The organism is uncultured Brevundimonas sp. (genome assembly GCF_963977465.1).
Taxonomy (GTDB): Bacteria; Pseudomonadota; Alphaproteobacteria; order Caulobacterales; family Caulobacteraceae; genus Brevundimonas.
Map to the genome: position 1 here is coordinate 309,136 of NZ_CAXBOQ010000001.1, position 22,766 is coordinate 331,901.

Genomic DNA, 22,766 nt, shown 5'->3' on the forward strand with positions numbered 1-22,766 from the left:
CGCGTAACGATTCGATGGTCGATCTCACATCCGAAATGGCCGGCCTCTGGGCGGCACTGGGACCGGCCCCGTCGCATCGCGGACGGGTGATCCAGGTCGTCGCCGCCAATTCCGGCGAGGGGGCCTCGACGGTGGCCCGGGAATACGCCCGCCTCGCCGCGGTGCGGGCCCGGCGTCCGGTCTGGCTGATCGACGGCGATCTGGCAGAGCAGGGCCAGCTGGAGGCCGTCGCCGACGAACCGGACCGCTTCGGCCGCCTCGGTCGTCCGGCCCAGGCCTCACCCGACGGTTCCAGCTTCTTCGCGGTGACTCCGCGTGTGACCGGGTCGGACGGTCGCCCTATCTCACCGGCGCGGCTGTTGACGGCGCGATCCTGTCTGGGCGGACGCCTGTGGGTGTCCCGCTTCAACACCACCCGTCTGCGCTCGGGACAGCGGGCCGAGGCCCTCGCCGATTCCCGCTACTGGGACGCGCTGCGCAAACATGCCGACACCGTCGTCATCGATGCGCCGTCGACCGATCGCAATGACATGGCCCTGACCCTGGCCCCGTTCGTCGATGCGACGATTCTGGTGGTGTCGGAGTCGACCCGGGCCGCCGATCCGATGATCCTGCGCGACGAGATCGAGGCCGTCGGCGGCAAGATCGCCGGGGTCGTGGTCAATCGCTCGACCTATCGCGCGCCCGGCTTCCTGGCCCGCCTGACCGGCTAGATCGCTGGCTCAGCGGGCGGCGGCGTCCAGCCGTGTCAGTTCACGTGTCCCGTAAAAATGGGGCTCCAGCCCCTTCATCCAGAACAATTTTCCCAATCCGCGCGCCATCCGGTCGAGCGCCCAGGCCCGACGCGGGCTGCGCACGATCAGATAAGGCACGGCGGCGCAGGTCCACAGCAGCATCTGCGCGGCTCCAATGACCATCCAGCGCACCACGCCCAGCCAATCCCGCCGGGCCGCCGCCGTCTGGCTCGGCCCCTGACCGAAGGCGAAGGCCCGGGCCAGCGCATAACGCAGCGTCGCGCGATGGGCCGGGGCGATCTCGTCGACCCAGGCCCCGGCGGCCCAACCAAAGCGGCCACCGCGATCCGCCAGCGCGGCGAACAGGGCGTCATCCTCGCCCCCGACCTGATCGGCCCCGACGTCGAACGGCGCGAGGCCGGGCAGGGCGCTGCGCCGCACCATCAGCGAATTGCCGCAACCGAAAGGCTGGTCGATCACCCGCGTCGAGGCCGGTCCGGCACGGCCGAAGAAGTCCTCGAGATAGGGTCTCAGCCAGTCCGCCGCCCCGGGAGCGCGTCCGCGGATCGGTCCGAACACCACATCGGCCCCGGTCTGGGTCTGCGCCATCAGCAGCTGCGCCAGCCAGTCGGGCGTGGCCACCTCGTCATCGTCGAGAAAGGCGATCAGCGGCGCATCCGTGGCCTGCAGCCCGACATTGCGGGCCGTGGCCACGCCGGGCACCGGGGCGTGGCAATAGACCAGCGGCCACGGTGACCGCGGGCGCAGGCCCTCGACGGTCGCCGCAGCGGTTCCGGCCGGATCATTGTCGACCACCACGATTTCGCACAGGCGATCAGCGACCTCGGTCTGGACGAACAGGGACTCCAGCGCCCGGGTCAAACCCTCCGGGCGACGCAGGGTCGGGATGATCACGGCCACGGACCCGGTGTTGTCACACGGCGGCGTCACGCGATGGCCCCGGCATACAGGGCGGCCCGGTACAGACGCAGCGAAAAGGCCCGCGTGGCGACCGGCAGTCCCTCGGTCTCGGCCGCACGACGCAGCAGCGGCCGCAGCTGGTTCAGCCCCGGCAGACGCTTCAGCAACCGTGCCGCGCGATAGCTGGGATAGGCGCTGACGATGGCCGGATGGCGGTCGACCACACGGGCGAAATTGGGCGCGGATTGTTCGTATTTCCCAGCCAGGTCCGCGACCGTGTCCAGCCCCATATGGGTGGCCGGATTGTCGACGTGCAGCACCCGGAACCGCTTCGACACCCGCATCGCCCATTCCACGTCCTCCCAGCCCCAGCCGGTGAAGCCCGGGTCGAAGGCCTCGGCCGCGAACACGTCGCGCCGCACCAGCAGGTTGGAGGTGTAGACGTATTTCTCGGGCTGCCGGGCCCGCACCGTATAGGGCACGCACTCCGACTTGGTGGCCATGGACCGGTGCACGGCAAAGCGCGGCTCGTCCGGGGCCTGCAGCAGGGAAAAGCCACCGAACGCCACCGGCGGGTCCTCACGCGCAACCAGATCGGCCCAGTCACGCAGGAAACGTCGGTAGTCTGGCCGCATGTCGCTGTCGAGAAACAGCAGACTGCCACCACGGGCGGCGGTAGCCAGCCGGTTACGACCGATCGAGCGGCCCTCGTTGCGGGGCAGGGTGATCAGCCGCGCCGGCAGGGTCATGTACTTGATCAGGGCGGTCAGTCGCTTGGTCAGCTCGGGATCGCGGGTGCCGTCGTCCAGCACCACGATCTCGACCGAGCCGTCGACGGCCCCGGCCTCCTCATCGAGCAGTTTCAGCAGCGCCGACGGATCATCGCGCAGGAAGGGGATCAGCACCGATACGACCGGGCTGGCCACCTTCCAGGTCGGATTGGCAAAGACGCGGCCTTTGGCGGTCATGACGGTACGCTCCGGGTTCGGGCCGTGGCGACGATCCGCCCGGCCACATCGCGGACGCCCGCCGCATTCAGGGTCAGGGCGACGATGGCATAGACCAGCGCCCCGGTCGTCGCATCCAGCATCAGCTCGATCAGCCCGCCCGGCGTGGGCAGGGCCGACACCGCCAGCGCCATGGCCCCGGTCGCTACACCGCAGCGCGCCAGCGTCTCCCACGGCATCGGCATGACCAGCACCCGGCGACCGATGGCGATTGAGGCCATCAGGCCCAGGCCGAAGCTCGCCGTCGTGGCCCAGGCTGCGCCCATCACCCCGAAGGCGGGGATCAGCACCAGGTTCAAGCCGATATTGGCCAGCGCCGGCACCGACATCGCCACCAGCAACAGGCCGGTGCGCCGTCCCAGGGTGAAGGCCTGATGGAAATAATAGGTGGTCAGCCCCGACAGCAGCGCCGACAGCGCAATCCACGGGGTGATGGACGCGGCGACCCGACGCAGGTCTTCGCCGATCATCACCTCGGTCAGCGGCCCGGCCACCATCGCGACCCCGGCCGCGGCCGGCAGGCCGATCAGCAGGAAGGTCGAGGCCTGCTCCCGCGCCGCTGCCTTCAGCCGCTCGCCGCCACCCCGCTCCAGCGCCATGATCAGGGCCGGGGCCCCGGCCGCGCCCAGCCAGATGAACAACACGTCCAGCGTCCGGTTCGCGAGGCTGTAGCCCGCGTGATAGGCCCCGACCGCCGCCTCGTTCATGAAGGCCGCCAGCAGGAAGCGGTCAGTCGACGACAGCACCACGGCCAGCGCCAGCGAGGCGGCGATCGGATAGCCGTAGACGGCATAGTTGCGCAGCCGGACCCGATCGACGCGCGCGCCGCGCACCTGTCTCAGCTCGCCCGGCAGGATGAAGGGCAGGGTGATCAGCGGGGCCAGCAGCAGCCCGGCCAGCGGCGCCGCTCCGCCGGCCCCGCCCAGCGCGAACAGTACCCCGATCACCAGCCCGCCGATGGTTGTGATCATGTCCAGACGCGCGGCCCGGGTGACCTCGCCCGCCGCCCGGTAGCGCTCCATCGCCAGCTTGGCGAAGCTGCGGATCGGGATGCCGGCGATCGCCACGGCGACGACGATGCGGAAGCCCGGCTCCATCGGCCAGAGCCACAGGATCAGGGTCGCGACCGGCAGGAAGATCAGGGTCAGACGGAAGGCGGTGCGATACAGGCTGGCGAAATGACTGGCCAGCCCGTCCGGCGTCTGTTCGGCGGCCCAGAAGCGGGCCATCGACGCCTCCAGCCAGCTGAACACCGCGACATGGCTCAGCGTCAGGATCGAATAGGCCAGCGCATAGCGGCCGAAATCCGCCGGGCTCAACACCCGGGTGAAGATCATGATGGCCAGGAAGCCGACCACCCCCTGGACGATATTGGCCGGCAGATAGCCCCAGACGCCGCGCCAGAACATCAGTCTGCTCCGCTCAACGAATGGCCTGCCGGTCACCCAGCAGCACGGGCACGGTGATCAGCATCACCCACAGGTCCAGCCACAGCGACTGACGCTCGACATAGTCGATGTCCAGCTGCACGCGGCGGCGCACGTCCTGGGCCGAATGCAGCGGCCCGCGCGAGCCGTTGACGGCGGCCCAGCCGGTCATGCCCGGCTTGATCCGGTGACGATGGGCATATTCGGCCACCAGCCGCGCCGATTCGATATGGCCGGTCTTCATGCCGATGGCGTGCGGCCGCGGCCCGACCAGTGACATCTCGCCCTTCAGTACATTCAGCAGCTGCGGCAGTTCATCGAGACTGGTCGAGCGCAGGAAGCGACCCACCCGGGTAACCCGGTCATCATCGGCCGTGACCTGGCGCGACGCGGTGGCGTCGGCGACCTCGGGCCGCATCGAGCGGAATTTCCACACCACGATCTCTTCCTGGTTGAAGCCGTGGCGGCGCTGGCGGAACAGGATCGGACCCGGGCTGTCCAGACGGATGGCCACGGCCACGGCCGCCATCACCGGGGCCAGCAGTACGGCGGCGGTCAGGCCGACGATCATGTCCTGCAGGCGCTTGTTGAAGGCGCGGCGCTCATCGTCGACCGGCCCGTCCAGCTGTGCCAGCGAGGTCCGGGCCAGCCGGTCGACGGCCTTGCCCCAGTCGGCGTCGGCGGGCTCGACCAGCAGGGTCACTTCATTGGGCAGGGTCCGCAGCCGGGCGGTCAGGTCGCGCACCCGCGCCTCAGCCTTGGGGTCGATGGCCAGCACGATGCGGTCGACATAGGGGGTCATGTGGTGGGTCAGCAGGTCATCGGCCCGGCCCAGCACCGGCACGCCCTCGATGGCCCGTGGCGACCGCGCCAGCCGGTCGTCGAAAATGCCCAGCACATTGAGGTCGCGTCGCGTCAGCGCCTCTCGGATCAGCCCCTCGGCGTGGCGCGTCGCCCCGACCAGCACGATACTGGGCGTCAGGGCCCCGGATCCGCGCCAGCGGCTGACCAGATCGCTCCAGCCCATGTGCAGGCCGTTCAAACTGATCAGGATCAGCCCGGTCCACACCAGATAGGCCGACCACGGCGCGCCGGCCCCGCGCATCAACGCGCCCAGACCGATCGTGGCGACCGCCCCGGCCAGGGTGATCCCGGCCACGGCGGCCAGATGCAGACCGACCCGGTGACTGCGGTTGAAACGATACAGGCCCAGCGAGCGCATCAGCGCCAGCACGGTGACGGCCCCGGCGACGAACGGTAGCACCTGCCACAACCGGGCCTCGGCCAGGCTGCCCGGCACGATGGCCCAGGCGCACAGCAGGCTGACGGCCACCACCGCCAGCACGTCGAAGGCGCGGAAATAATGTACGGCCAGCCGCGCCGTGTGACGCTCGCGGGCATTCAGCCAGACCTCCGGCCGGAACGGACCACGCCGCGCGGCCCCATCGGCAGCCCCGTCGGCATCGCCGTCAGTCCCCGCCGCCGTTGCGGCCAGGGCCTGCAGACCGGCGGCGTCCAGCGTCGCCGGCTCGGCGGAGGACGAGGACGGTCGGGCAGGGGAACGGTGGCGGACGGCTTGGGTCATGGGACTCCGGCGTTCAGGTGCGCGCAATCATGCACAGCGGCCCTCACTGTCGCGTTAACGCTACCGCCGTCGCCGTCACCCAAACCCGGTTGCGCCGCGCCGCGCCCTCGGCTATCTGCCGTGCCTGCTGGAGACGTGGCCGAGTGGCTTAAGGCAACGGTTTGCTAAATCGTCGTACCCTGTAAGGGGTACCCAGGGTTCGAATCCCTGCGTCTCCGCCAGACCTTCCCAACATTGCGATCGAAACCCCCGCGCGTCCCCGCGCAGACGGGGACCTGGTATTGGATCATCCCCGGCTGTCGTCATCCTCCGGAGCGCAGCGACCGGAGGACCCGACGCAGGCGCTCTCCGAAGGAAGATGAAAGGCAAAGAAAAGCCCCTCTCCCGTGGGGAGAGGGGTTGGGGAGAGGGCGTACGATGTCGCCCGTGTCGCACCGTAACCCCTCACCCTTTCGCCTTGCCGATCGCTTCGCTCCCGGAGGCTCAAGCCCTCTCCCGCCGGGAGAGGGGGTGTCCATCTCTGGGCTTTTCGGTGAACCCGCTACATGATGGCCGGCGGTCAACGGGATCCGACCTTTCCCCGCCGCCCTTGGCATGGAGATCGGAGCGACAATGGACGGGTGGAAGAAGCCAACACCAAAAGCATCATGGTTCGTGTTCGTGGTGTTTGTGGCGATGATCCTCTGGGTCGTCTTCAACATGTATTCGGGCGCTGCCCCCTCCTAATTATGGGGGGGCAGAGCCGTGCGCTCGCTCGTCTGAACCGGTCCAGGCCGCCCGTCGTAGCTGCTCCCTCGACCCTCTACTCCTTCGCCCCCCAGTGCTTGCGGAAGGCAATCGCCAGCAGGGAGTTGGCGAAGACGAATCCCACCACCATCCAGACGCCCGCGCGGTCGCCCCAGAGGACGTCTGCAACGAACATGGCGAACACCCAGGCGATGGCGTGCAGGATGAAGATCGCGCTCAGCCGGACCTTGGCGCTGCGGTAGGCGACGGAACCGGCCCCGGCCGCTTCTGCCAGACCGTCGACGCCGTCCCGCTGCATCGACCAGCCGGACGCCACAATCGTCAGGCCGACCCCGGCAAAGCCGGCCAGTCCGATCAACGCCCCCCACAGGGCCACGCCGTCATCCGGCAGCAGCACGAAGGCCGCGACCAGGGTCAGGCCCGTCAGCACCAGGATCCAGCCACTCAGACGCTCGGCCGCACTGACCCCGGCCGTTCGCGTCAGCGGGAAGATCAGTTTCGGCAGGATGTTGCCGGTCACCACCATGATCAGGCCCAGCAGGGCCCCGACGCCGCGCTTGGCCATGACGCCGTCGATCTGGCCGGTTTCCTTGGCGATCACCACGCCGGCGAAGGCGATCAGCAGCACGACGAGCGCTGTCGAGCTCGACCGGCCCGGTGCCTGAGGGGTTGATGCGGTCATTCGTGCGTTTCCTTGTTTGATTGGGTTGGCGACGCGGCCGTCGCGGTGGCGCGATGCTGCAGCCCCAGCAGGTCGGCGAAGCTCAGCAGCGCCTCTTCCAGAACGGAGAGTTGCAGGTGATAGACGACGGTTTTTCCCTGCCTTTCCGAGACGACCAGGTTGGCATCACGCAGCACGGTGAAATGCGACGACATGGTCGAGCTGGAGATCGGGAATTCGTCCGCCAGCGCCCCGGCTGTCATCGACTGACGCCGCAACAGCTCCAGAATCCGTCTCCGGGTCGGGTCAGCCAGGGCCTTGAAGATCGTGCTCATGTCTGGATAGTTAGCTAATCATCAAAGTGATGTCCAATACAATTTGATGGATATCGAAATGAATGGGGTCGGTGCGGTCCGTTCTAGCCCCTCTCCCGGGGGAGAGGGGTTGGGGTGTGGGCGTACGGTGTCATCCGCGTCGCACCGTGACCCCTCACCCTTTCGCGCCAGAACCCTCGCTCACGCTCGGGTGCGCTCAAGCCCTCTCCCGCCGGGAGAGGGACGGGATGCGAGGTACTCGCCAAAAATCCCCCTATCGGCGCTACCCAAACCCCAACCCGATCAAACACCTACTCTTTTCCACCCCCCAATTTCCCGCCCTGGTTCCGGCCCGTGCCATCATCCCGGGGTCCCGTCGCACGGGGGCTCGCTCGGCCGGCGATCCGCAGCGGCGGCGGGAGCGGATGGAGCGGGCGCAACCCGGAGCCAGACCCTGCGGGGTCGCTTGCCGAGGGGATGCGAGGTCGAGCCGGGTGGAAGGCCGGACGGCCCAGGGGCGGGGAGGAGTACCCGTACCGGTCCAGGAGATGGTCGCTGCCATCCCTGCCCGCCGCGTGCAGACGGACCGCTCGTTAAAAGCGATGCCCATGGTCTAGGCACAGTGGAAACCCGTCCGCGCGGAGCGTCTGACGTTCGCCGAAACACTATCCCCTACGGTCTCCGGGCGTTCGCCCGGCGCTCCGCCAACGCCCCTCACCGCCGCCGAACAGGCGCGGCCCGTCGGCGTGCCCGCAGGCGGATACGACCCCAACTTGACCTCGGGTGATCTTGGCACCGGGGCGGGAGCGGTCTAGGTCTGGGGCTCATTCCTCAGGAGACGATTTCATGGCCGATCTGGCTCAGGTTACCGAACACATCCGCGGCGCCGTGGGCGACGATTCCGGTCTGGGCAAGACCGTGAAACTGGACCTTGGCGATGTCGGCAAGATCTACATCGACGGGGCGTCCAGCCCGAACACCGTGACCAATGAAGACAAGCCTGCCGACGCCACCGTCTCGATGACCTGGGACGACTTCATGGCCCTGTCGGAAGGCAAGCTGGACCCGATGATGGCCTTCATGCAGGGCAAGCTGAAGATCGCCGGTGACATGATGATCGCCCAGAAGCTGGCCCCGCTGCTGAAGCGCTGATTTCGACCTGCCTTCCACCCCGGAAGGTGAACAACCGCCACAGGCGGTGACGGCCGGGCCCCGGCGACGTCGGGGTCGCGGTCGTCATCGTCCGCAAGGATCGATGCCATGGACTTCAAGCCCAGCGACCGCGCCCAGCACTGGCAGGAGCGGGTCCGCCGCTTCCAGGACGATCGGGTCCTGCCGCGTCAGGCTGAATACAAGGCCCAGGTGCGTGAGGATGCCTCGCGCCAGCCGCCGGTGATGGAAGAATTGAAGGCCGAGGCCAGGGCCGCCGGACTGTGGAACATGTTCCTGCCGGGCGAGCATGGGGCCGGGCTGACCAATCTCGAATATGCGCCGCTGGCCGAGCTGATGGGCCGGGCCGTGTGGTCGGCCGAGGTCTACAACTGCGCCGCGCCGGACACCGGCAATATGGAAGTGCTCCATATGTACGGTGACGCGGCCCAGCAGGACCGCTGGCTCAAGCCCTTGATGGCCGGCGACATCCGTTCGGCCTTCCTGATGACCGAGCCCGAGGTCGCGTCGTCCGACGCCACCAACATCCAGACCCGGATCGAGCGCGACGGCGACCACTATGTGATCAATGGCCGCAAATGGTGGTCGACCAACATGGCCCACCCGAACGTGGCCGTGTCGATCGTCATGGGCAAGACCGACCCCGACGCCGCCACCCACGCCCAGCAGTCGCAGATCATCGTCCCCACCGACACCCCCGGTTTCCGCATCGACCGGATGCTGTCGGTGTTCGGCTATGACGAGGCCCCGATCGGTCATGCCGAGGTGGTGCTGGAGAACGTCCGCGTCCCGGTTGAGAACCTGATCGCCGGTGAGGGCCGCGGCTTCGAGATCGCCCAGGGGCGGCTTGGACCGGGCCGTATCCACCACTGCATGCGCGTGATCGGGGCCGCCGAGGTGGCGCTGGAACTGATGTGCCAGCGCCTGCTCAGCCGCACCGCCTTCCGCAAGAAGCTGGCCGAACATTCGGTCTGGGAGCAGCGCATCGGCGAGGCCCGCACCAATATCGAGATGTGCCGGCTGCTGGTGCTGAAGGCCGCCTGGATGATGGACGAGGCCGGGGCCAAAAATGCCAAGTCCGAGATCGCCCAGATCAAGGTCGCGGCCCCGCGCATGGCGTTGAAGATCATCGACGACGCCATCCAGGCCTTCGGCGGGGCCGGCGTCTCCAGCGACACCCCGCTGGCCGAGACCTATGCCATGATCCGCACCCTGCGCATCGCCGACGGCCCGGACGAGGTCCACAACCGCACCATCGCCCGGCTCGAATATGCCAAATACGGCGGTCGCGGCGGCTGATGCGCGCCACGTCGGGCCTTCCGGTCCGGTGCGGCGCAGTCCATATGACGCCGCATGACGATGCATGGTGACCGCTCCGGACGTCACCGCAGTGACCCCGGGGTCGCAGTGGCGACCGGGGATTCTGGACTGAAGCCCAAGGGGCCGTCGACGTTTCAGGCGCTGGCGGACCTGATGGGGCTGGTCGGGCGCTCGAACGCGCCCCGGCTGAAGCTGCGCCTGATCGCCGCCGTGCTGCTGACCCTGGCGGGCAAGGCGCTGGGCGTGCTGGCTCCGCTGGTGCTGGGGGCTGCCGTCAACTCGCTGGCCCAGGGACAGGGCACGGCCGCGGCGCTCGGCTGGGGCTTCGGCGGCTTCGCCGTCGGCTGGGCCCTCGTCCGACTGCTGTCGTCGACCGCACCGCAGCTGGCGGATGTGGTGTTCGCCCCGGTGCGCTCGGCCGCCCAGCGCCGCGCGGCGACCGAGACCTTCGCCCATGCCCTCAGCCTGTCGCTCGACTTCCACCAGACCAAACGCTCCGGTTCGTTGTCACGGACGATGGAACGCGGTGCCCGCTCGGTCGACTTCCTGCTGCGCATCCTCGCCTTCAACCTGGTCCCGACCGGAGTCGAGCTGGTGCTGGCGGCCGGCGTGCTGGGGGCCCGCTATGACTGGCGTTTCGGCGCGGTGGCCGTGGTCGTGGTGCTGGTCTACACCGCCTCGACCTTCGCCCTGTCCAACTGGCGGCTCGAGCATCGCCGGACCATGAATACGGCCGACACCGAGGCTGCCGGCGTCTCGGTCGACGCCCTGCTGAACTATGAGACGGTCAAGTCGTTCGGGGCCGAGGCCCGCTCGGCCCAAGTCTATGACCGGGCGCTGGGCGACTACACCCGGGCTGCCCTTAAGGCCAACAGCTCCCTGGCCCTGCTCAACACGATCCAGGCCGGCATCATGAACCTCGGTCTCGGGGTCATGGCCGTGATGGCCGGGTTCGAGGCCGCCGCCGGTCGCATGGGCCCGGGCGACGTTATGGCCGCGGTGCTGATCATGATCTCCCTGTACGGGCCACTGAACATCCTCGGCTTCGCCTATCGCGAGGTGCGCCAGTCGTTCATCGACATGGAGGAGATGCTGAAGGTCACGCGCCAGACTCCGCAGGTCGCCGACGCACCCGATGCCGTCGCCCTGACCCGCGACACAGCCCATCGCGGCGGCAGCATCGCCTTCGAGGGTGTTGGCTTTCGTCATGACGCCCGGGCCAACGGGCTGGAAGGCGTCAGCTTCAGCGCCGCGCCGGGAACAACAACCGCCCTGGTCGGTCCGTCCGGCGCAGGCAAGTCGACCATCGTCAAACTCGCGCTGCGCCTGCTGGATCCGCAGGAGGGCCGGGTGCTGATCGACGGCCATGACGTGCGCCAGGTTGCTCAGGCCTCGCTACGGACGGCGGTGGCCCTGGTGCCCCAGGACGTGGCCCTGTTCAACGACACCATCCGCGCCAATATCGGCTTCGCCCGCCCCGACGCCGATGAGGCCGCCATCTGGGATGCGGTCGAGGCGGCCGAACTGGCGGCCTTCATTCGCGACCTCCCCGATGGGCTGGACACCCGGGTCGGGGAGCGGGGCTTGAAACTCTCAGGCGGCGAGCGTCAGCGCGTCGGCATCGCCCGGGCCCTGCTGGCCGATCCCTGCATCCTGATCCTCGACGAGGCCACCAGCGCCCTCGACAGCCGCACCGAGGCCGCGATCCAGAAAACGCTGCGCAAGGCCCGGGCCGGGCGCACGACCCTGGTGGTCGCCCACCGGCTGTCGACGATTGCCGACGCCGACCAGATCCTGGTGCTGAAGGCCGGGCGCATCGTCGAACGCGGTGCCCACCACGAACTGGTCGCCCATCTCGGCGGCGAATATGCGGCCCTGTGGCGCAAACAGACCCGCGGTGCCCGAACCCGGACCTAGTCCTTCGGTGTCGGGCTGTTGCGTTCCTTGACCTGCTGCAGGCCGGCCAGGACAGTCGCTCGCGCCTCGGCCGCGTCCTCCGGCAGGCGCAGCAACATCTGCATCGCCTGGGCGTGGACGGTGACGATCCGCCAGTCGAACAATTCGCCGGCGGGGGCCGCGTCGACCAGGTTGCACAGGTGGCTCGCCGCCTCGCACAGTTCATTCAGGCCAAACGGACTGGCGACATCGATAATCGCATTGCTGCCGCGATAGACCTCGATCAGCCGTTCGAAATTGTCTTCCAGCGATGTCGGTTGCTCAATCGCCAGCAGGGATTTGACCATCTCAGCCACAGCCTCGACGCTGGACCCGCGCCGTTCCTCGATATTGGCCTCCGCCTGGCTCAAAGCCACGCCGATACTGATGCCACCGGGCTTGTCGATCATCTCGGTCAGGCGGGACTTGCGACGCTTGTGCGTGATGACGGTCATGATGGGACGCTACTCTCGAACATGTCTTCTGAGGGGGACTGCGTGCCGGTTTCGGCCTCGGCAGCGGCCTTGCGGATCATCAGGGCGCGACGTTCCTCGCCGGGCGGGTCATCGTCCCGGAAACGGCGGTCCGGTCCGAAATAGTCGCCAACCTCGAGAAAGGGGCGCTGATCCCGCGAGACCCAGACGATCCGTTCCAACAGGGTGATGGCACTGAAGGGTTTGACAATGACGAAGCTGGCCCCGCAGTCCCGCGCCTCGGTGGCGCGTGAACGGCGCAGATGGGCGGCGGTCATGATGATCGGGGTGAAGGCGTTCGGATCAAGCCCGGAACGCCGCAGCCAGCGGACCAGCTCAAATCCATCTGTGCCGGGCATTTCGCAGTCCACCAGCAGAAGGTCGACCGGGCTCTCCTTTAGGATGGTGATCGCGTCTGCGGCGTTACGACAGGCGAACCGGGTTCGGATTCCGAAGCCGAGCAGGGCCTGACTGGTCAGGTCCAGGGCAAAAGGAGAGTCGTCGACGACCATCGTCACAGCGCTGCTGAGATTGATGACCGAACTGGCCCGGAGTGACGTAGCGAGACCACTCATTAAAACCCGAGACCTTGAGATTTGACAGCAGGCTGCCGCCACCAACCCCGATCAATAACTCTCATGAGTAGCGGGAAGGTTAACGGTTCAACCTGCCCGACCGATGGCGTAGAACCGGTCTGCGCGCTGGCGACGCAGGGCGTCAGGCGACAGGCCGGCCAGACCCCGCAGTTCCTCGGCCAGAACATCCCCGACGGCGGCCACGGCGGTGGTTGGATCAGTATGGGCTCCGCCGCAGGGTTCGGTGATCAGTCGGTCGACGATCTTGAGTCCGATCAGGTCGGGACCGGTGATTTTCATGGCCATGGCAGCGTCGCGGGCCCGGGCCCCGTCACGCCACAGAATACCGGCTGCTCCCTCGGGCGAGATCACCGAATAGATGGAATGCTCAAGCATCAGGACCCGGCTGGCCCCGGCGATGGCGATGGCTCCGCCGGATCCACCTTCACCAGTTATAGTAGCGATCGACGGGACGCCCAGCGTCAGGCTGCGTTCGGTCGAGCGGGCGATGGCCTCGGCCTGGCCGCGCTCCTCGGCTCCGAGCCCCGGATACGCACCCGCGGTGTCAACGAACGTCAGGACCGGCAGGCCGAATTGCTCGGCCATGTCCATCAGACGGACCGCCTTGCGATAGCCTTCGGGCCGGGCCATGCCGAAATTGTGCTTCAGGCGGGACTCGGTGTCATTGCCTTTTTCGTGGCCCATGATGACCACAGCCTCGCCGCGGAACCGGGCCAGGCCACCGAGGATAGCCTGGTCGTCGCCGAACTGGCGATCGCCGCGCAATTCGACAAAGTCAGTGAACAGGCCGTCGATGTAGTCGATCAGGTGCGGACGCTGCGGATGGCGGGCGACCTGGGTCTTCATCCACGGATCAAGGTTGGCGTAGGTTTTTGTCCGGAGCTGCTCGGCCTTGCGGCGCAGGCCGTCGATCTCGGTCTCGAACGACCCCGACGTCGTGGACAGCAGGCTCAGTTCCTCGATCTTGGCCTCCAGATCGGCGATCGGTTTTTCGAATTCGAGGTAGTGGGTGGCCATGAAGGCGTCCGGTGCGGCAGGCGCGATAGATGCGCCACGGGAAGGCGGCGGAACCTAGTGGGGCAATCGCGCGCGAGCAAGTAGAGGCGTCAGTCTTCCCGCGCGAGCGGGTGATTCCGTTGCACGGCCCGACTGAGCCGGTCGGACGTGACATGGGTGTAAATCTGGGTCGTAGCAATGTCCGCATGGCCCAGCAGGGTCTGCACCACCCGCAGGTCGGCCCCGCCCTCCAGCAGATGGGTCGCAAAGGCGTGACGCAGGACGTGCGGGCTGACCCGTGCCGGGTCGAGTCCGGCGACGACGGCAGCCTGGTCCAGCATCTGGGCGAAACGCCGTGGCGTCAGGTGCCCACGACCGCTGCTCGACGGAAACAGCCAGACACCGTCGGGCGTGGCGGGTTTGCGACCCGTATCGCGTACGGTCAGCCAGACGCGGACGGCCTCGCGGGCGGCGGCGTTCAGCGGAGCCAGCCGTTCCTTGCCGCCCTTGCCGCGAACGATCAGGAATGCGGGATCGCGGCGGACCGATTCGACCTTGAGGTTCAGCAGTTCCGAAACCCGCATGCCCGAGGCGTACGCCAGTTCCACCAGGGCGACCATCCGCACGCCACTGGTCCCGTCCCGGGACGAAGCGGCGGCCAGCAGGCGGCCAATCTCGTCGATGGACAACGTCCGGGGCAGGGACCGCCCCTGTTTCGGAGCGTCGAGACGTCTAGACGGGTCGTCGGTCCGCCAGCCCTCGGCCAGGGCGAAGCGGTAGAATTGGCGGATGGATGAGCGTCGGCGCGCGGACGTGGCCGGCGACAGGCCGCGAGTTGTCAGGTCAGCGAACCATGCCTCGATCGCCGACGCATCGGCGGCCATCAACCCGCCGACCTCGGACAGGCTAGCCTCGGCGTCCGCCAGATCCCGACCATACGCCGAAAGCGTATGCGGCGAGGCGTCGCGCTCCACCGCCATCATCTCCAGAAATGCCTCGACCTGTGGCGTACTCATCGAAAGCCCCAGTTCAGCGTGCAGCGGTCCCTTGCAGGGGGGCTTCTTGATGTAGAGGGTGAAGCGATCATGTGTGCCTGCCTCTCTCCTCCCCACCAGCCTGTGCCTGCGGAGCCGTCCGCATGAGCGATGTTGCGCCGATTCCGGCATCACGGCGCACCATAGCGCTGGTGGGGCTGATGGGGGTGGGGAAATCTACCGTCGGACGGCGGCTGGCGCGTCGTCTGCACCTGCCGTTCGCCGACGGGGACGTCGAGATCGAGGCCGCTGCCGGGATGACGGTGTCCGAAATCTTCGCTGAGCTGGGAGAACCGGAATTCCGTGCCGGGGAGGCAAGGGTCATGCGGCGATTGCTGGAGGGTGATCGCCGAGTTCTGGCCACGGGCGGTGGCGCGATCTTGAACTCCGAGACCCGGGCCTTGATGAAGAGGCGGGCGACCACTGTCTGGATGCGGGCGGATCTGGCGGTCGTGGCGCAGCGCGTGCAGCGCCGGGACACCCGACCGCTGTTGCGCGGTCGTGACCCACTGGAGGCGCTGGAGGCGATGGCGGCGGTCCGCTATCCGATCTACGCCACGGCCGATGTCACCGTGGACGTTGCGAGTGGGGCGCATGCCGATGCGGTGGAGGCGATCGTCGCCACCCTGGAGGCCTTCTGGGCTCGGGATGAATCCTCATGAGCACGACGATTTCCGTCTCCGGCGCGGGTTTCACCTCATACGAGGTCGAGGTCGGGCGGGGACTGCTGACTGGACTGGGCGCGCAAGTCAGCACCCTGACCAAGGGGCGCGTCGTCGTCATCAGTGACGAGACAGTGGCTGCCCTTCACGGTCCAGCGGTCCTGGCTTCGCTGGAAGGTGCCGGACTGAGGACCCGCATTCTCACCGTCCCGCCGGGCGAAGCGTCGAAGTCCTTTACTGAGTTGGAGCGAGTGATTGACCGGTTGTTGGCTTACGAACTGGACCGCAAGGACCTGATCGTCGCCCTGGGTGGCGGCGTGGTCGGCGACCTGGCCGGCCTGGCGGCCGCGCTCTACATGCGGGGTATCGATTTCGTCCAGGTACCAACCACCCTGCTGGCCCAGGTCGATTCCTCGGTCGGCGGAAAGACGGCGATCGACACGCCGCGCGGCAAGAATCTGGTCGGAGCTTTCCATCAGCCGCGACGGGTGATCGCCGATATAGACGTCTTGGCCACCCTGCCGCCGCGCCAACTGCGCTCGGGCTGGGCAGAGGTGCTGAAGCACGGCCTGATCTGCGATGCGGCCTTCTTCGACTGGCTGGCGGGCGAAGGGGCGGTTGGGGTGAATGGCGATCTTGTAGCGCTCGAGCGGGCCGTGATCCGGTCGGTCGAGATCAAGAGCGCCATCGTTGAGGAGGACGAGCGTGAGACCGGGCGGCGCGCCCTGCTGAATCTGGGGCACACCTTCGGCCATGCACTTGAAGTCGAGCTGGGTTTTGACGAATTGGTACTGACCCACGGTGAGGCTGTGGCGCTGGGGTGCGCGATGGCGTTTCGCTACTCAGCGACCTTGGGTCTCTGCCCGGATGCCGACGTAAAACGGGCGGTGTCCGGACTGGCGGCCGCGGGCCTGCCCACACGGCTGGCAGAGGTCGGCGAGGCCGGAGCCGGAGCTCTGGTGCGCCGCATGACCGGGGACAAGAAGGTCGAGGATGGTCACCTCACCCTGATACTGGTGCGCGGTATCGGGCAGGCCTTCGTCGAGCGGACGGTTGATGCGGTTAGGTTGGCGGGATTTCTTCGAACCGAGGGAGCGCGATGATCCTGACGGCGGAGGTGCTGGAGAATAAATTCGTTCGTCTGGAGCCATTCGAGCCGGCCATCAAAGGCGAGGTCAGGGCGGCGCTGGACTGCGATCCGGAAGCCTGGGGCGGAATGGTCGCGTCCGCCTATGGACCGCATTTCGACGGCTGGTGGGCGGGGGCGCTGGCTGCCATGTCCAAAGGGGCCCGTATCCCATTCGCCGTGCGAAGCCAGGCTAGCGGTGCCCTGGTCGGTACGACGAGCCTGTACGAGATTCGGCCCGAGCATCGGCGCTGCGAGATCGGATCGACCTTCTATCGGCCGGAGGCCCGCGGTGGCCCCGTCAATCCAGCGTGCAAACGATTGCTGCTGGGCCATGCCTTCATCGCCGGTGCGGTTCGGATCGAAATCATCACCGACGCCATGAACCCGGGTAGCCAGGCAGCGATCCGCAAGCTGGGTGCAAGGGACGAGGGGGTTCTGGCTCGTCACAAGGTCACCTGGACCGGCCGGGTTCGGGACACCGCCCAGTTCGCTGTTCTGGACACGGACTGGCCGAACGTTCGGCAGAAGCTGGATGAGCGGTTGGCGGGTTTCGCGACCGACTGAACGCAGATCAGTCGATGGCGCGGCATTCGGTCGGAGGCTGCCCGTCGGCGGTCCAGCGGGCCGAGTCGCCCTTGCCGCGTAGTTCAGAACCACTCGCCTTGTACCAGATGCCGTCGGCGGCGCGTTCCTGATGCAGGTCCACCGCCTCGCCCATTGAATTCCGAACAGTCGCCATCATCCGGGGATTGTCGAAGTCGACCGATAGCCGGTCGCCGTTGTCGCACAGGTAAAGAGCGCGCACGACGCGGTTGAGGGCGCGGTCCTGGAGCTCCGCACCGGTTCGGCGTTGCGGCATCTGGGTCTCTCGGGCGCGGGCCTGGATTTCTTCGCCGTCGTCTGGCGCGGCCCGGGATGGCTTGTCGCAACCCGAAATTGCGGAGGCCGCGATCAGGAGGATAGCGAGGCCGGCCAGCTGTTGAGTGCGGATTGGAGGTATCCTCTTCATCTGTAGTCAGGCTCGATAGCGCGGAAGGACCGTCGACCTAACGCTCAGCAGTGGCCACTGTTCCGGCGCGTCGACTGCGGAAGAACTGGCGGAGCAGATCACCGCCTTCGGTAGCCAAAACCCCACCTTCAACGTCGGGCCTCCAGTGGCAGGTCGGCTGGTCGAACACGCGGACTCCGTGAATTACCGCTCCCCCCTTGGGATCGTCAGCTCCCCAGACGACACGACCGATTCGGGCATGACTGATGGCCCCGGCACACATGGTGCAGGGTTCAAGCGTCACATAAAGTGTCAGGTCGGTGAGGCGGTAGTTGCCGAGGGCCTTGGCCGCTGCGCGCAGGGCCACGATTTCAGCGTGGGCCGTGGGATCATGCGCTCCGATCGGACCGTTACCGCCCAGGCCAATGACGGTTCCGGAGGCCTCATCGACCACGACGGCCCCCACGGGCACCTCTCCGGTGTCCGCTGCCGCTTGCGCAAGGTCGAGTGCCATGCGCATGAACCGCTCATCATGGTCCGCCATACAGATGACAACGACAAGAACGCCCGCCCCCGTCAAGATGACCGGGCGCGCAAACCTAATTCCGACCCCGCCACAAGCGGTCCACGGTACTCGGTCGCAAGGCCGAGGATCGTCGACGAGCGGCCGGAACGGCCAGGTGGCAAGGGCGCTTTTGCCAAGGACGGTCCGCGCAAGGACGGCCCCCGCAAGGAGGGTCCGCCACGCAAGGATGGTCCGCGTAAGGACAGCAAGGACGCCAAGACTCCGGCCGAACCCAAGCGCAGTGAACGGATCGCCAAGGCCATGGCCCGCGCCGGGATCGCCTCGCGGCGTGAGGTTGAACGGTTGATTGGTCTGGGCAAGGTCGCCCTGAACGGCAAGATTCTGGCGACCCCGGCAGTGCTGGTGACGCGCGACGACGTCATCACCGTCGACGGCAAGACCATCGGTTCGGCCCAGGCGACGCGGGTCTGGCGCTATCACAAGCCCGCCGGTCTGGTGACCTCGCACAAGGACCCGGCTGGGCGACCGACCGTGTTCGACGCCCTGCCGGGCGGCCTGCCGCGGGTGATCTCGGTCGGACGTCTCGACCTGAATACCGAAGGCCTGCTGCTGCTGACCAATGACGGCGAACTGAGCCGGGCGCTTGAACTGCCGACTTCGGCCCTGGTGCGTCAGTACCGGGCAAGGGCGCGCGGTCGCGTCACCCAGGAAGCCCTGGACAAGCTGCAGGACGGCGTCACCGTCGAAGGAGTCCGTTACGGCCCCATCGACGCAAAGCTGGAAAAGGCCAAGACGCTGGGCGAGGGCGAACGCGCCGGCGCCAATCTGTGGATCAGCGTCTCGATCACCGAAGGCAAGAATCGCGAAGTCCGCAAGGTGCTGGAGTCGCTGGGTCTGACCGTCAACCGGCTGATCCGTCTGGCCTACGGTCCGTTCCAGCTCGGGACCCTGCCGGTCGGTTCGGTCGAGGAGGTCGGCCCCCGCGTGATCCGCGAAATGCTGTCCGAACATATCCGCCCCGACAGCCTGCCCCAGGGCAACGCCGTCTCGACCCCGACGCCGGTGCCCGGTCGGCGCAACAACGCCCCGATCGTCAAGGGCAACTCGGGGTCGGCCATTTCCGACCCGTCGCGCAAGCCCAGCCGCATCCGGGCCGCCCAGGACGCCGCCACTGAAGGCAGCGCCCGGGCTGAGACCGGTAAGCGTCCGCCCAAGAAGGAGGGCTGGGCCAAGGCCGCGCCGCGCACCGCTTCGCCACACAAGGCGTGGAAGCCGCGCGAAGGCGAGGCCGACAAGCCCAAGCATTTCTTCAAGGCCGGCACCGCGTCGTCGGCTTCGGAGGGCGAGCGGCCCAAGCGCGCCTTCAAGCCGCGCGAGGATCAGATGATTGGTCCCAAGGGAACGTCGCGGGGACCGGGCGATCGCCCGACCCGGAGCTTTGCCACCCGGGACGGGGCCGCCCCGCGCGGTGCCGCCCCCCGGGGTACCGATGGGCCCAAGCGTGACTTCAAGCCGCGCACCGGACCGCGTCCGACCGGCGGCAAGCCGACCGGACCGCGTAAGCCACGCGGCTGATGTCCGCTTCCGTTCGATAGGGAGCCGGTCCGTCTGATGCGTATCGTCGCCGGAGCCCTGAAGGGCCGCAACCTCGTGGCACCCGACGGTCAGGATACACGGCCGACGTCCGACCGGGCGCGGCAGGCGGTGTTCAATGTGCTGGAACATGCAGCCTGGGCCGGGCCGATGGCCGGGGCGCGGGTGCTGGACCTGTTCGCCGGATCGGGCGCGCTGGGCCTTGAGGCCATTTCGCGCGGCGCGGCGTTTTGCCTGTTCGTCGAGACTGACGATGCGGCGCGCGGGGCCATTCGCGAGAATGTCGACGCCTTCAGCCTGTTCGGCCAGACCCGGGTCCACCGGCGCAGCGCGACGGATCTTGGTGTGCGCCCGGGCTCGGCAGGTGAGCCGTTCGACCTTGTGTTTCTGGATCCGCCGTACGGCAAGGGACTGGGCGAGCAGGCGCTGGCGCGACTGGTCGAGGAGCAATGGCTGAAGCCGGGGGCTATCGTGGTGTTCGAACGTGGATCCGGCGAGCCGGAGATCGAGACGCCCGGGTATGAACGGCTGGACGCCCGCGACTATGGCGCGGCACGGGTGCTGTTCCTCAGGGTTCAATAGCCGGATCCGCGCGCAGGGCGTCCAGGGTTGCCGCATGGACTGCCATCCGTCGGCGGCAACGTCTGGCATGTCCGGCATAGAGACCGATGCAGACCAGCAGCGCGGCCGCCAGTATCAGCATGGTCCAGGTGCCGGAGGTGTGGCCCGGCGACAACCAGGCGAGGAATGCTATGAATCCGCCGGCCGCAAGGCTGGTGGCCATGCCGGCCAAGGCCCAGCGGTAGCCCGTTCGCGCCTGGGCGATCGCCGACAGCAGCACGTCCTCAGTCGTCCCGGTCAGGAGGCCGGGGTCGCCACGGCGGGACCACAGGGTGCCGGCGACGGCGAAGCCGACGAAGCCCATGGCGGCCAGGGCGATGGTCCAGGGCAGGTCGCGGATCAGCATGGCCCAGAGCACGACGCCCACGGTTGCCGCGCCACCGGCCAGTTCGCCGACGAAATTGAGACGGGCCAGCCGGTCGCGGCGACGCACGGTCCGGATCATGTCCGGATCCAGACGAGGCGGTGTTGCGGGTCGGTCGGTCCAGGTCCGGGTCAGGTCGGACCAGTCGTCGTTCTGAGGCGTGGTCATGGGTGATCCTGCGGATTGAGCGCTTCTCGCAGCGCGGCCTTGGCGCGGGTCAGGCGGATAGAGACAGTGTTGGCGTTGAGCCCCAGCATCGGGGCGATCTCGGCCGGGCTGAACCCTTCGAGGGTCAGCAGGGCCGGCTGGCGCAGCGGCAGGGGCAGGGCACGCACGGCGACGGTCAGGCGGTCCTGCAGGTCGCGCGCCTCAAGGTCCTCATGGGGCGTGGGGGCGGCGCTGGGCGTCTCCTCGTCCAGCGGCTGACGGCGTGGTTCGGCGGCTTCGCGGGCCACGTGGGTCACGGCGCGGTTATGGGCCACCCGGGCGATGAAGGCGCGGACCGGGGCCTCGCCACGATAGCGGGGCATGGCTCGCCAGACCGCCAGCAGGATGTCCTGCTCCAGTTCGTGACGGCGCTCTCGCCCCGCCTCATAGGCTGAGGCGATCCGGCGCAGCATCGCCCCGTGCTCGTCAAGCAAGGCTTCGAAGGTCTGGTCACGTCCCAAGCCGGGGGCACTCCGGAAAAAATTGTCGGTCGGGATGAAAGACTCCGACGAAGGGCGAGACTTTCAGGTCAGGCATCAAAAAACATGAAGAGGACTGCGACATGACCAACGACGTTGAAAACGCCAAGCCGGGGCTGCTGAAAAAGGGTAGGGGCTTTCTGTGGACGCTGGCGGCCTTTCTGGGCGTGGCGGCGGTGTGCGGCTGGGTGGCGCTGGGTATCGGTCTCTGGATGGACGTGGAGCGGACCACCCGGCTGGTTCTGGCGATTGTCGCGGCGGTCGCGACCGAGGCCCTGTTCTGGACCGTGGCAGCGGCGCTGGGTGTTTCCGTCGTTGAGGCCCGCAAGCGCATCTGGCGCCGGATCACGGGGCGAGGGGCGGAGTCTGCGCCGACAGCCGCCGAGTAAAATGAGTGCTTGACCCTGACGCGGCGTGAGGCCCGATAGGGCTGTCCATGCGGAACGATGCGAGCCTCAGAACCTATACCGTCAGCCAGCTGGCGCGGCTGTCCGGTACCTCGGTCCGGACCCTGCACCACTATGACGAAATCGGTCTGCTGAAGCCCGCATCGGTCGGCGAAAATGGATATCGCTACTATGGACGCGAGGAGATGCTGCGATTGCAGCAGATCCTGTTGCATCGGGAGTTCGGTCTCGCCCTTGGCGAGATCGCTGCCCTGCTGGACCGCGTCGGCCACGATCGCCTGCAGATGCTGCGTGAGCAGCGGACGCGGATCGCGGAGGAAGCGGACCGTTATCGCCGACTGGCCCGGACGATCGACCGCACGATCGCCGAACTGGAAGGACGAGACACCGTCATGGACAAGCAACTGTACGAGGGCTTCAGCCCGGAGAAGCAGGCCGGCTACGAGGCCTGGATCATCGACAAATACGGCGAACAGGCCCGGGAGCGGATCGAGGCGGGGCGCACGGCGATGGCGGCCATGTCGCCGGAGCAGAAACAGGACTGGATGGCCGAGGTCGCCGCTATCGAAGGCGACCTGGCGCGGGCTATGGCCGAGGGGTTCGCGGCCGACGATGCGGCTCTGGATCCGGTGATGGCCGCGCACCACGCCTGGGTCGGGCGAACGTGGAAGGTTCCGCCAACCGCGGGGGCCTATGCCGAGCTGGGCGTGCTCTACAGCACCAATCCCGAATTCCGGGCGCGGTATGAGGGTATCCGTCCCGGCCTGGCCGACTGGATGGCCGCGGCCATGAGGAGCTATGGCGTGCGGGTTCTGCAAGGTTGAATCCCGAGCGGCCGGGGTCCCCGTGCCCCGGCCGCGATTTGCCAAT

At 67.7% G+C, this 22,766-nt stretch carries 25 protein-coding genes and 1 tRNA gene; 12 read left to right on the plus strand and 14 right to left on the minus strand.

Annotated elements, in window-relative coordinates; all coding sequences use genetic code 11:
* The first annotated feature begins 14 nt into the window (after positions 1-14).
* Complete coding sequence (locus AAC067_RS01665) at positions 15-713, plus strand: hfsB (protein ID WP_339928906.1); 699 nt, start codon at positions 15-17, stop codon at positions 711-713.
* Between the two features lie 9 nt (positions 714-722).
* Here the strand turns inward: AAC067_RS01665 and AAC067_RS01670 are convergent, their stop codons facing one another.
* From AAC067_RS01670 to AAC067_RS01685, 4 genes are read right to left on the minus strand one after another with little or no spacing between them, the layout of a single operon-like run.
* Complete coding sequence (locus tag AAC067_RS01670; RefSeq protein ID WP_339928908.1) at positions 723-1,655, minus strand: glycosyltransferase family 2 protein; 933 nt, start codon at positions 1,653-1,655, stop codon at positions 723-725.
* Positions 1,656-1,681: 26 nt separating this feature from the next.
* Positions 1,682-2,623 carry a glycosyltransferase gene (locus tag AAC067_RS01675; RefSeq protein ID WP_339928910.1) on the minus strand — a complete coding sequence of 314 codons (942 nt, stop codon included), beginning with the start codon at positions 2,621-2,623 and terminating at the stop codon, positions 1,682-1,684.
* Complete coding sequence (locus tag AAC067_RS01680; RefSeq protein WP_339928912.1) at positions 2,620-4,071, minus strand: lipopolysaccharide biosynthesis protein; 1,452 nt, start codon at positions 4,069-4,071, stop codon at positions 2,620-2,622. The genes AAC067_RS01675 and AAC067_RS01680 overlap by 4 nt, the downstream gene beginning before the upstream one ends.
* Before the next feature lie 13 nt (positions 4,072-4,084).
* The gene (locus AAC067_RS01685) at positions 4,085-5,674 is read right to left on the minus strand and encodes an exopolysaccharide biosynthesis polyprenyl glycosylphosphotransferase (RefSeq protein ID WP_339928914.1); all 1,590 of its coding nucleotides are present in this window, start codon (positions 5,672-5,674) and stop codon (positions 4,085-4,087) included.
* A gap of 129 nt (positions 5,675-5,803) precedes the next feature.
* Between AAC067_RS01685 and AAC067_RS01690 the strand changes: the two genes are divergently transcribed.
* A tRNA-Ser gene (locus AAC067_RS01690) sits at positions 5,804-5,895 on the plus strand.
* Positions 5,896-6,476: 581 nt separating this feature from the next.
* Here the strand turns inward: AAC067_RS01690 and AAC067_RS01695 are convergent.
* Positions 6,477-7,103, minus strand: a complete 627-nt coding sequence (locus tag AAC067_RS01695; RefSeq protein WP_339928916.1) for a hypothetical protein — start codon at positions 7,101-7,103, stop codon at positions 6,477-6,479.
* The gene (locus AAC067_RS01700; RefSeq protein WP_339928918.1) at positions 7,100-7,417 is read right to left on the minus strand and encodes an autorepressor SdpR family transcription factor; all 318 of its coding nucleotides are present in this window, start codon (positions 7,415-7,417) and stop codon (positions 7,100-7,102) included. The genes AAC067_RS01695 and AAC067_RS01700 overlap by 4 nt, the downstream gene beginning before the upstream one ends.
* Before the next feature lie 825 nt (positions 7,418-8,242).
* Here AAC067_RS01700 and AAC067_RS01705 point away from each other — a divergent pair.
* The 3 genes from AAC067_RS01705 to AAC067_RS01715 all read left to right on the plus strand — a co-directional run bounded on the left by AAC067_RS01705 (position 8,243) and on the right by AAC067_RS01715 (position 11,803).
* Positions 8,243-8,548: an SCP2 sterol-binding domain-containing protein gene (locus tag AAC067_RS01705; protein WP_339928920.1), complete on the plus strand. Its 306-nt coding sequence runs from the start codon at positions 8,243-8,245 to the stop codon at positions 8,546-8,548.
* 108 nt (positions 8,549-8,656) lie between these two features.
* Positions 8,657-9,865, plus strand: coding sequence for an acyl-CoA dehydrogenase family protein (locus tag AAC067_RS01710; RefSeq protein ID WP_339928922.1), 1,209 nt, complete (start codon positions 8,657-8,659; stop codon positions 9,863-9,865).
* A 174-nt stretch (positions 9,866-10,039) separates the two neighbouring features.
* Entirely contained in the window at positions 10,040-11,803 is a 1,764-nt protein-coding gene (locus AAC067_RS01715) for an ABC transporter ATP-binding protein/permease (RefSeq protein ID WP_339929758.1), read from the plus strand.
* Here the strand turns inward: AAC067_RS01715 and AAC067_RS01720 are convergent.
* The 4 genes from AAC067_RS01720 to AAC067_RS01735 all read right to left on the minus strand — a co-directional run bounded on the left by AAC067_RS01720 (position 11,800) and on the right by AAC067_RS01735 (position 14,902).
* Positions 11,800-12,276, minus strand: coding sequence for a chemotaxis protein CheE (locus AAC067_RS01720; protein WP_339928924.1), 477 nt, complete (start codon positions 12,274-12,276; stop codon positions 11,800-11,802). The two genes, AAC067_RS01715 and AAC067_RS01720, sit on opposite strands and share 4 nt — an antisense overlap.
* Positions 12,273-12,869, minus strand: a complete 597-nt coding sequence (locus AAC067_RS01725; protein WP_339928926.1) for a response regulator — start codon at positions 12,867-12,869, stop codon at positions 12,273-12,275. The genes AAC067_RS01720 and AAC067_RS01725 overlap by 4 nt, the downstream gene beginning before the upstream one ends.
* An 87-nt stretch (positions 12,870-12,956) precedes the next feature.
* On the minus strand, positions 12,957-13,907 hold the full coding sequence (locus AAC067_RS01730; RefSeq protein WP_339928928.1) for an acetyl-CoA carboxylase carboxyltransferase subunit alpha: 951 nt from the start codon (positions 13,905-13,907) through the stop codon (positions 12,957-12,959).
* Positions 13,908-13,996: 89 nt separating this feature from the next.
* The gene (locus AAC067_RS01735) at positions 13,997-14,902 is read right to left on the minus strand and encodes a tyrosine recombinase (protein WP_339928930.1); all 906 of its coding nucleotides are present in this window, start codon (positions 14,900-14,902) and stop codon (positions 13,997-13,999) included.
* 122 nt (positions 14,903-15,024) lie between these two features.
* Here AAC067_RS01735 and AAC067_RS01740 point away from each other — a divergent pair, with 122 nt between their 5' ends.
* The 3 genes from AAC067_RS01740 to AAC067_RS01750 are packed head-to-tail and all read left to right on the plus strand — an operon-like array spanning position 15,025 to position 17,275.
* Entirely contained in the window at positions 15,025-15,582 is a 558-nt protein-coding gene (locus AAC067_RS01740) for a shikimate kinase (protein WP_339928932.1), read from the plus strand.
* The gene (aroB, locus tag AAC067_RS01745; RefSeq protein ID WP_339928934.1) at positions 15,579-16,685 is read left to right on the plus strand and encodes a 3-dehydroquinate synthase; all 1,107 of its coding nucleotides are present in this window, start codon (positions 15,579-15,581) and stop codon (positions 16,683-16,685) included. The genes AAC067_RS01740 and aroB overlap by 4 nt, the downstream gene beginning before the upstream one ends.
* Positions 16,682-17,275 (plus strand): GNAT family protein, encoded by a 594-nt coding sequence (locus tag AAC067_RS01750; protein ID WP_339928936.1) that lies wholly within the window; start codon positions 16,682-16,684, stop codon positions 17,273-17,275. Before aroB ends, AAC067_RS01750 begins: the two co-directional genes overlap by 4 nt.
* A 7-nt stretch (positions 17,276-17,282) precedes the next feature.
* Here AAC067_RS01750 and AAC067_RS01755 read toward each other — a convergent pair whose 3' ends face one another.
* Positions 17,283-17,570: an MliC family protein gene (locus AAC067_RS01755; protein ID WP_339928938.1), complete on the minus strand. Its 288-nt coding sequence runs from the start codon at positions 17,568-17,570 to the stop codon at positions 17,283-17,285.
* Positions 17,571-17,757: 187 nt separating this feature from the next.
* Positions 17,758-18,219: a tRNA adenosine(34) deaminase TadA gene (gene tadA / locus AAC067_RS01760; protein WP_339928941.1), complete on the minus strand. Its 462-nt coding sequence runs from the start codon at positions 18,217-18,219 to the stop codon at positions 17,758-17,760.
* Positions 18,220-18,231: 12 nt separating this feature from the next.
* Between tadA and AAC067_RS01765 the strand changes: the two genes are divergently transcribed.
* Entirely contained in the window at positions 18,232-19,800 is a 1,569-nt protein-coding gene (locus AAC067_RS01765) for a pseudouridine synthase (protein ID WP_339928943.1), read from the plus strand.
* A gap of 36 nt (positions 19,801-19,836) precedes the next feature.
* Positions 19,837-20,400 carry a 16S rRNA (guanine(966)-N(2))-methyltransferase RsmD gene (rsmD, locus tag AAC067_RS01770; RefSeq protein WP_339928945.1) on the plus strand — a complete coding sequence of 188 codons (564 nt, stop codon included), beginning with the start codon at positions 19,837-19,839 and terminating at the stop codon, positions 20,398-20,400.
* On the opposite strand, the gene AAC067_RS01775 is transcribed toward rsmD, so the two are convergent.
* Together AAC067_RS01775 and AAC067_RS01780 are read right to left on the minus strand one after the other, a co-directional pair.
* Positions 20,387-20,971 carry a hypothetical protein gene (locus AAC067_RS01775; protein ID WP_339928947.1) on the minus strand — a complete coding sequence of 195 codons (585 nt, stop codon included), beginning with the start codon at positions 20,969-20,971 and terminating at the stop codon, positions 20,387-20,389. The two genes, rsmD and AAC067_RS01775, sit on opposite strands and share 14 nt — an antisense overlap.
* Entirely contained in the window at positions 20,968-21,471 is a 504-nt protein-coding gene (locus AAC067_RS01780) for a sigma-70 family RNA polymerase sigma factor (protein ID WP_339928949.1), read from the minus strand. Before AAC067_RS01780 ends, AAC067_RS01775 begins: the two co-directional genes overlap by 4 nt.
* A gap of 101 nt (positions 21,472-21,572) precedes the next feature.
* Between AAC067_RS01780 and AAC067_RS01785 the strand changes: the two genes are divergently transcribed.
* Together AAC067_RS01785 and AAC067_RS01790 are read left to right on the plus strand one after the other, a co-directional pair.
* The gene (locus AAC067_RS01785) at positions 21,573-21,878 is read left to right on the plus strand and encodes a hypothetical protein (protein ID WP_339928951.1); all 306 of its coding nucleotides are present in this window, start codon (positions 21,573-21,575) and stop codon (positions 21,876-21,878) included.
* Between the two features lie 47 nt (positions 21,879-21,925).
* Positions 21,926-22,720 carry a MerR family transcriptional regulator gene (locus tag AAC067_RS01790; protein WP_339928953.1) on the plus strand — a complete coding sequence of 265 codons (795 nt, stop codon included), beginning with the start codon at positions 21,926-21,928 and terminating at the stop codon, positions 22,718-22,720.
* Positions 22,721-22,766 lie beyond the last annotated feature (46 nt).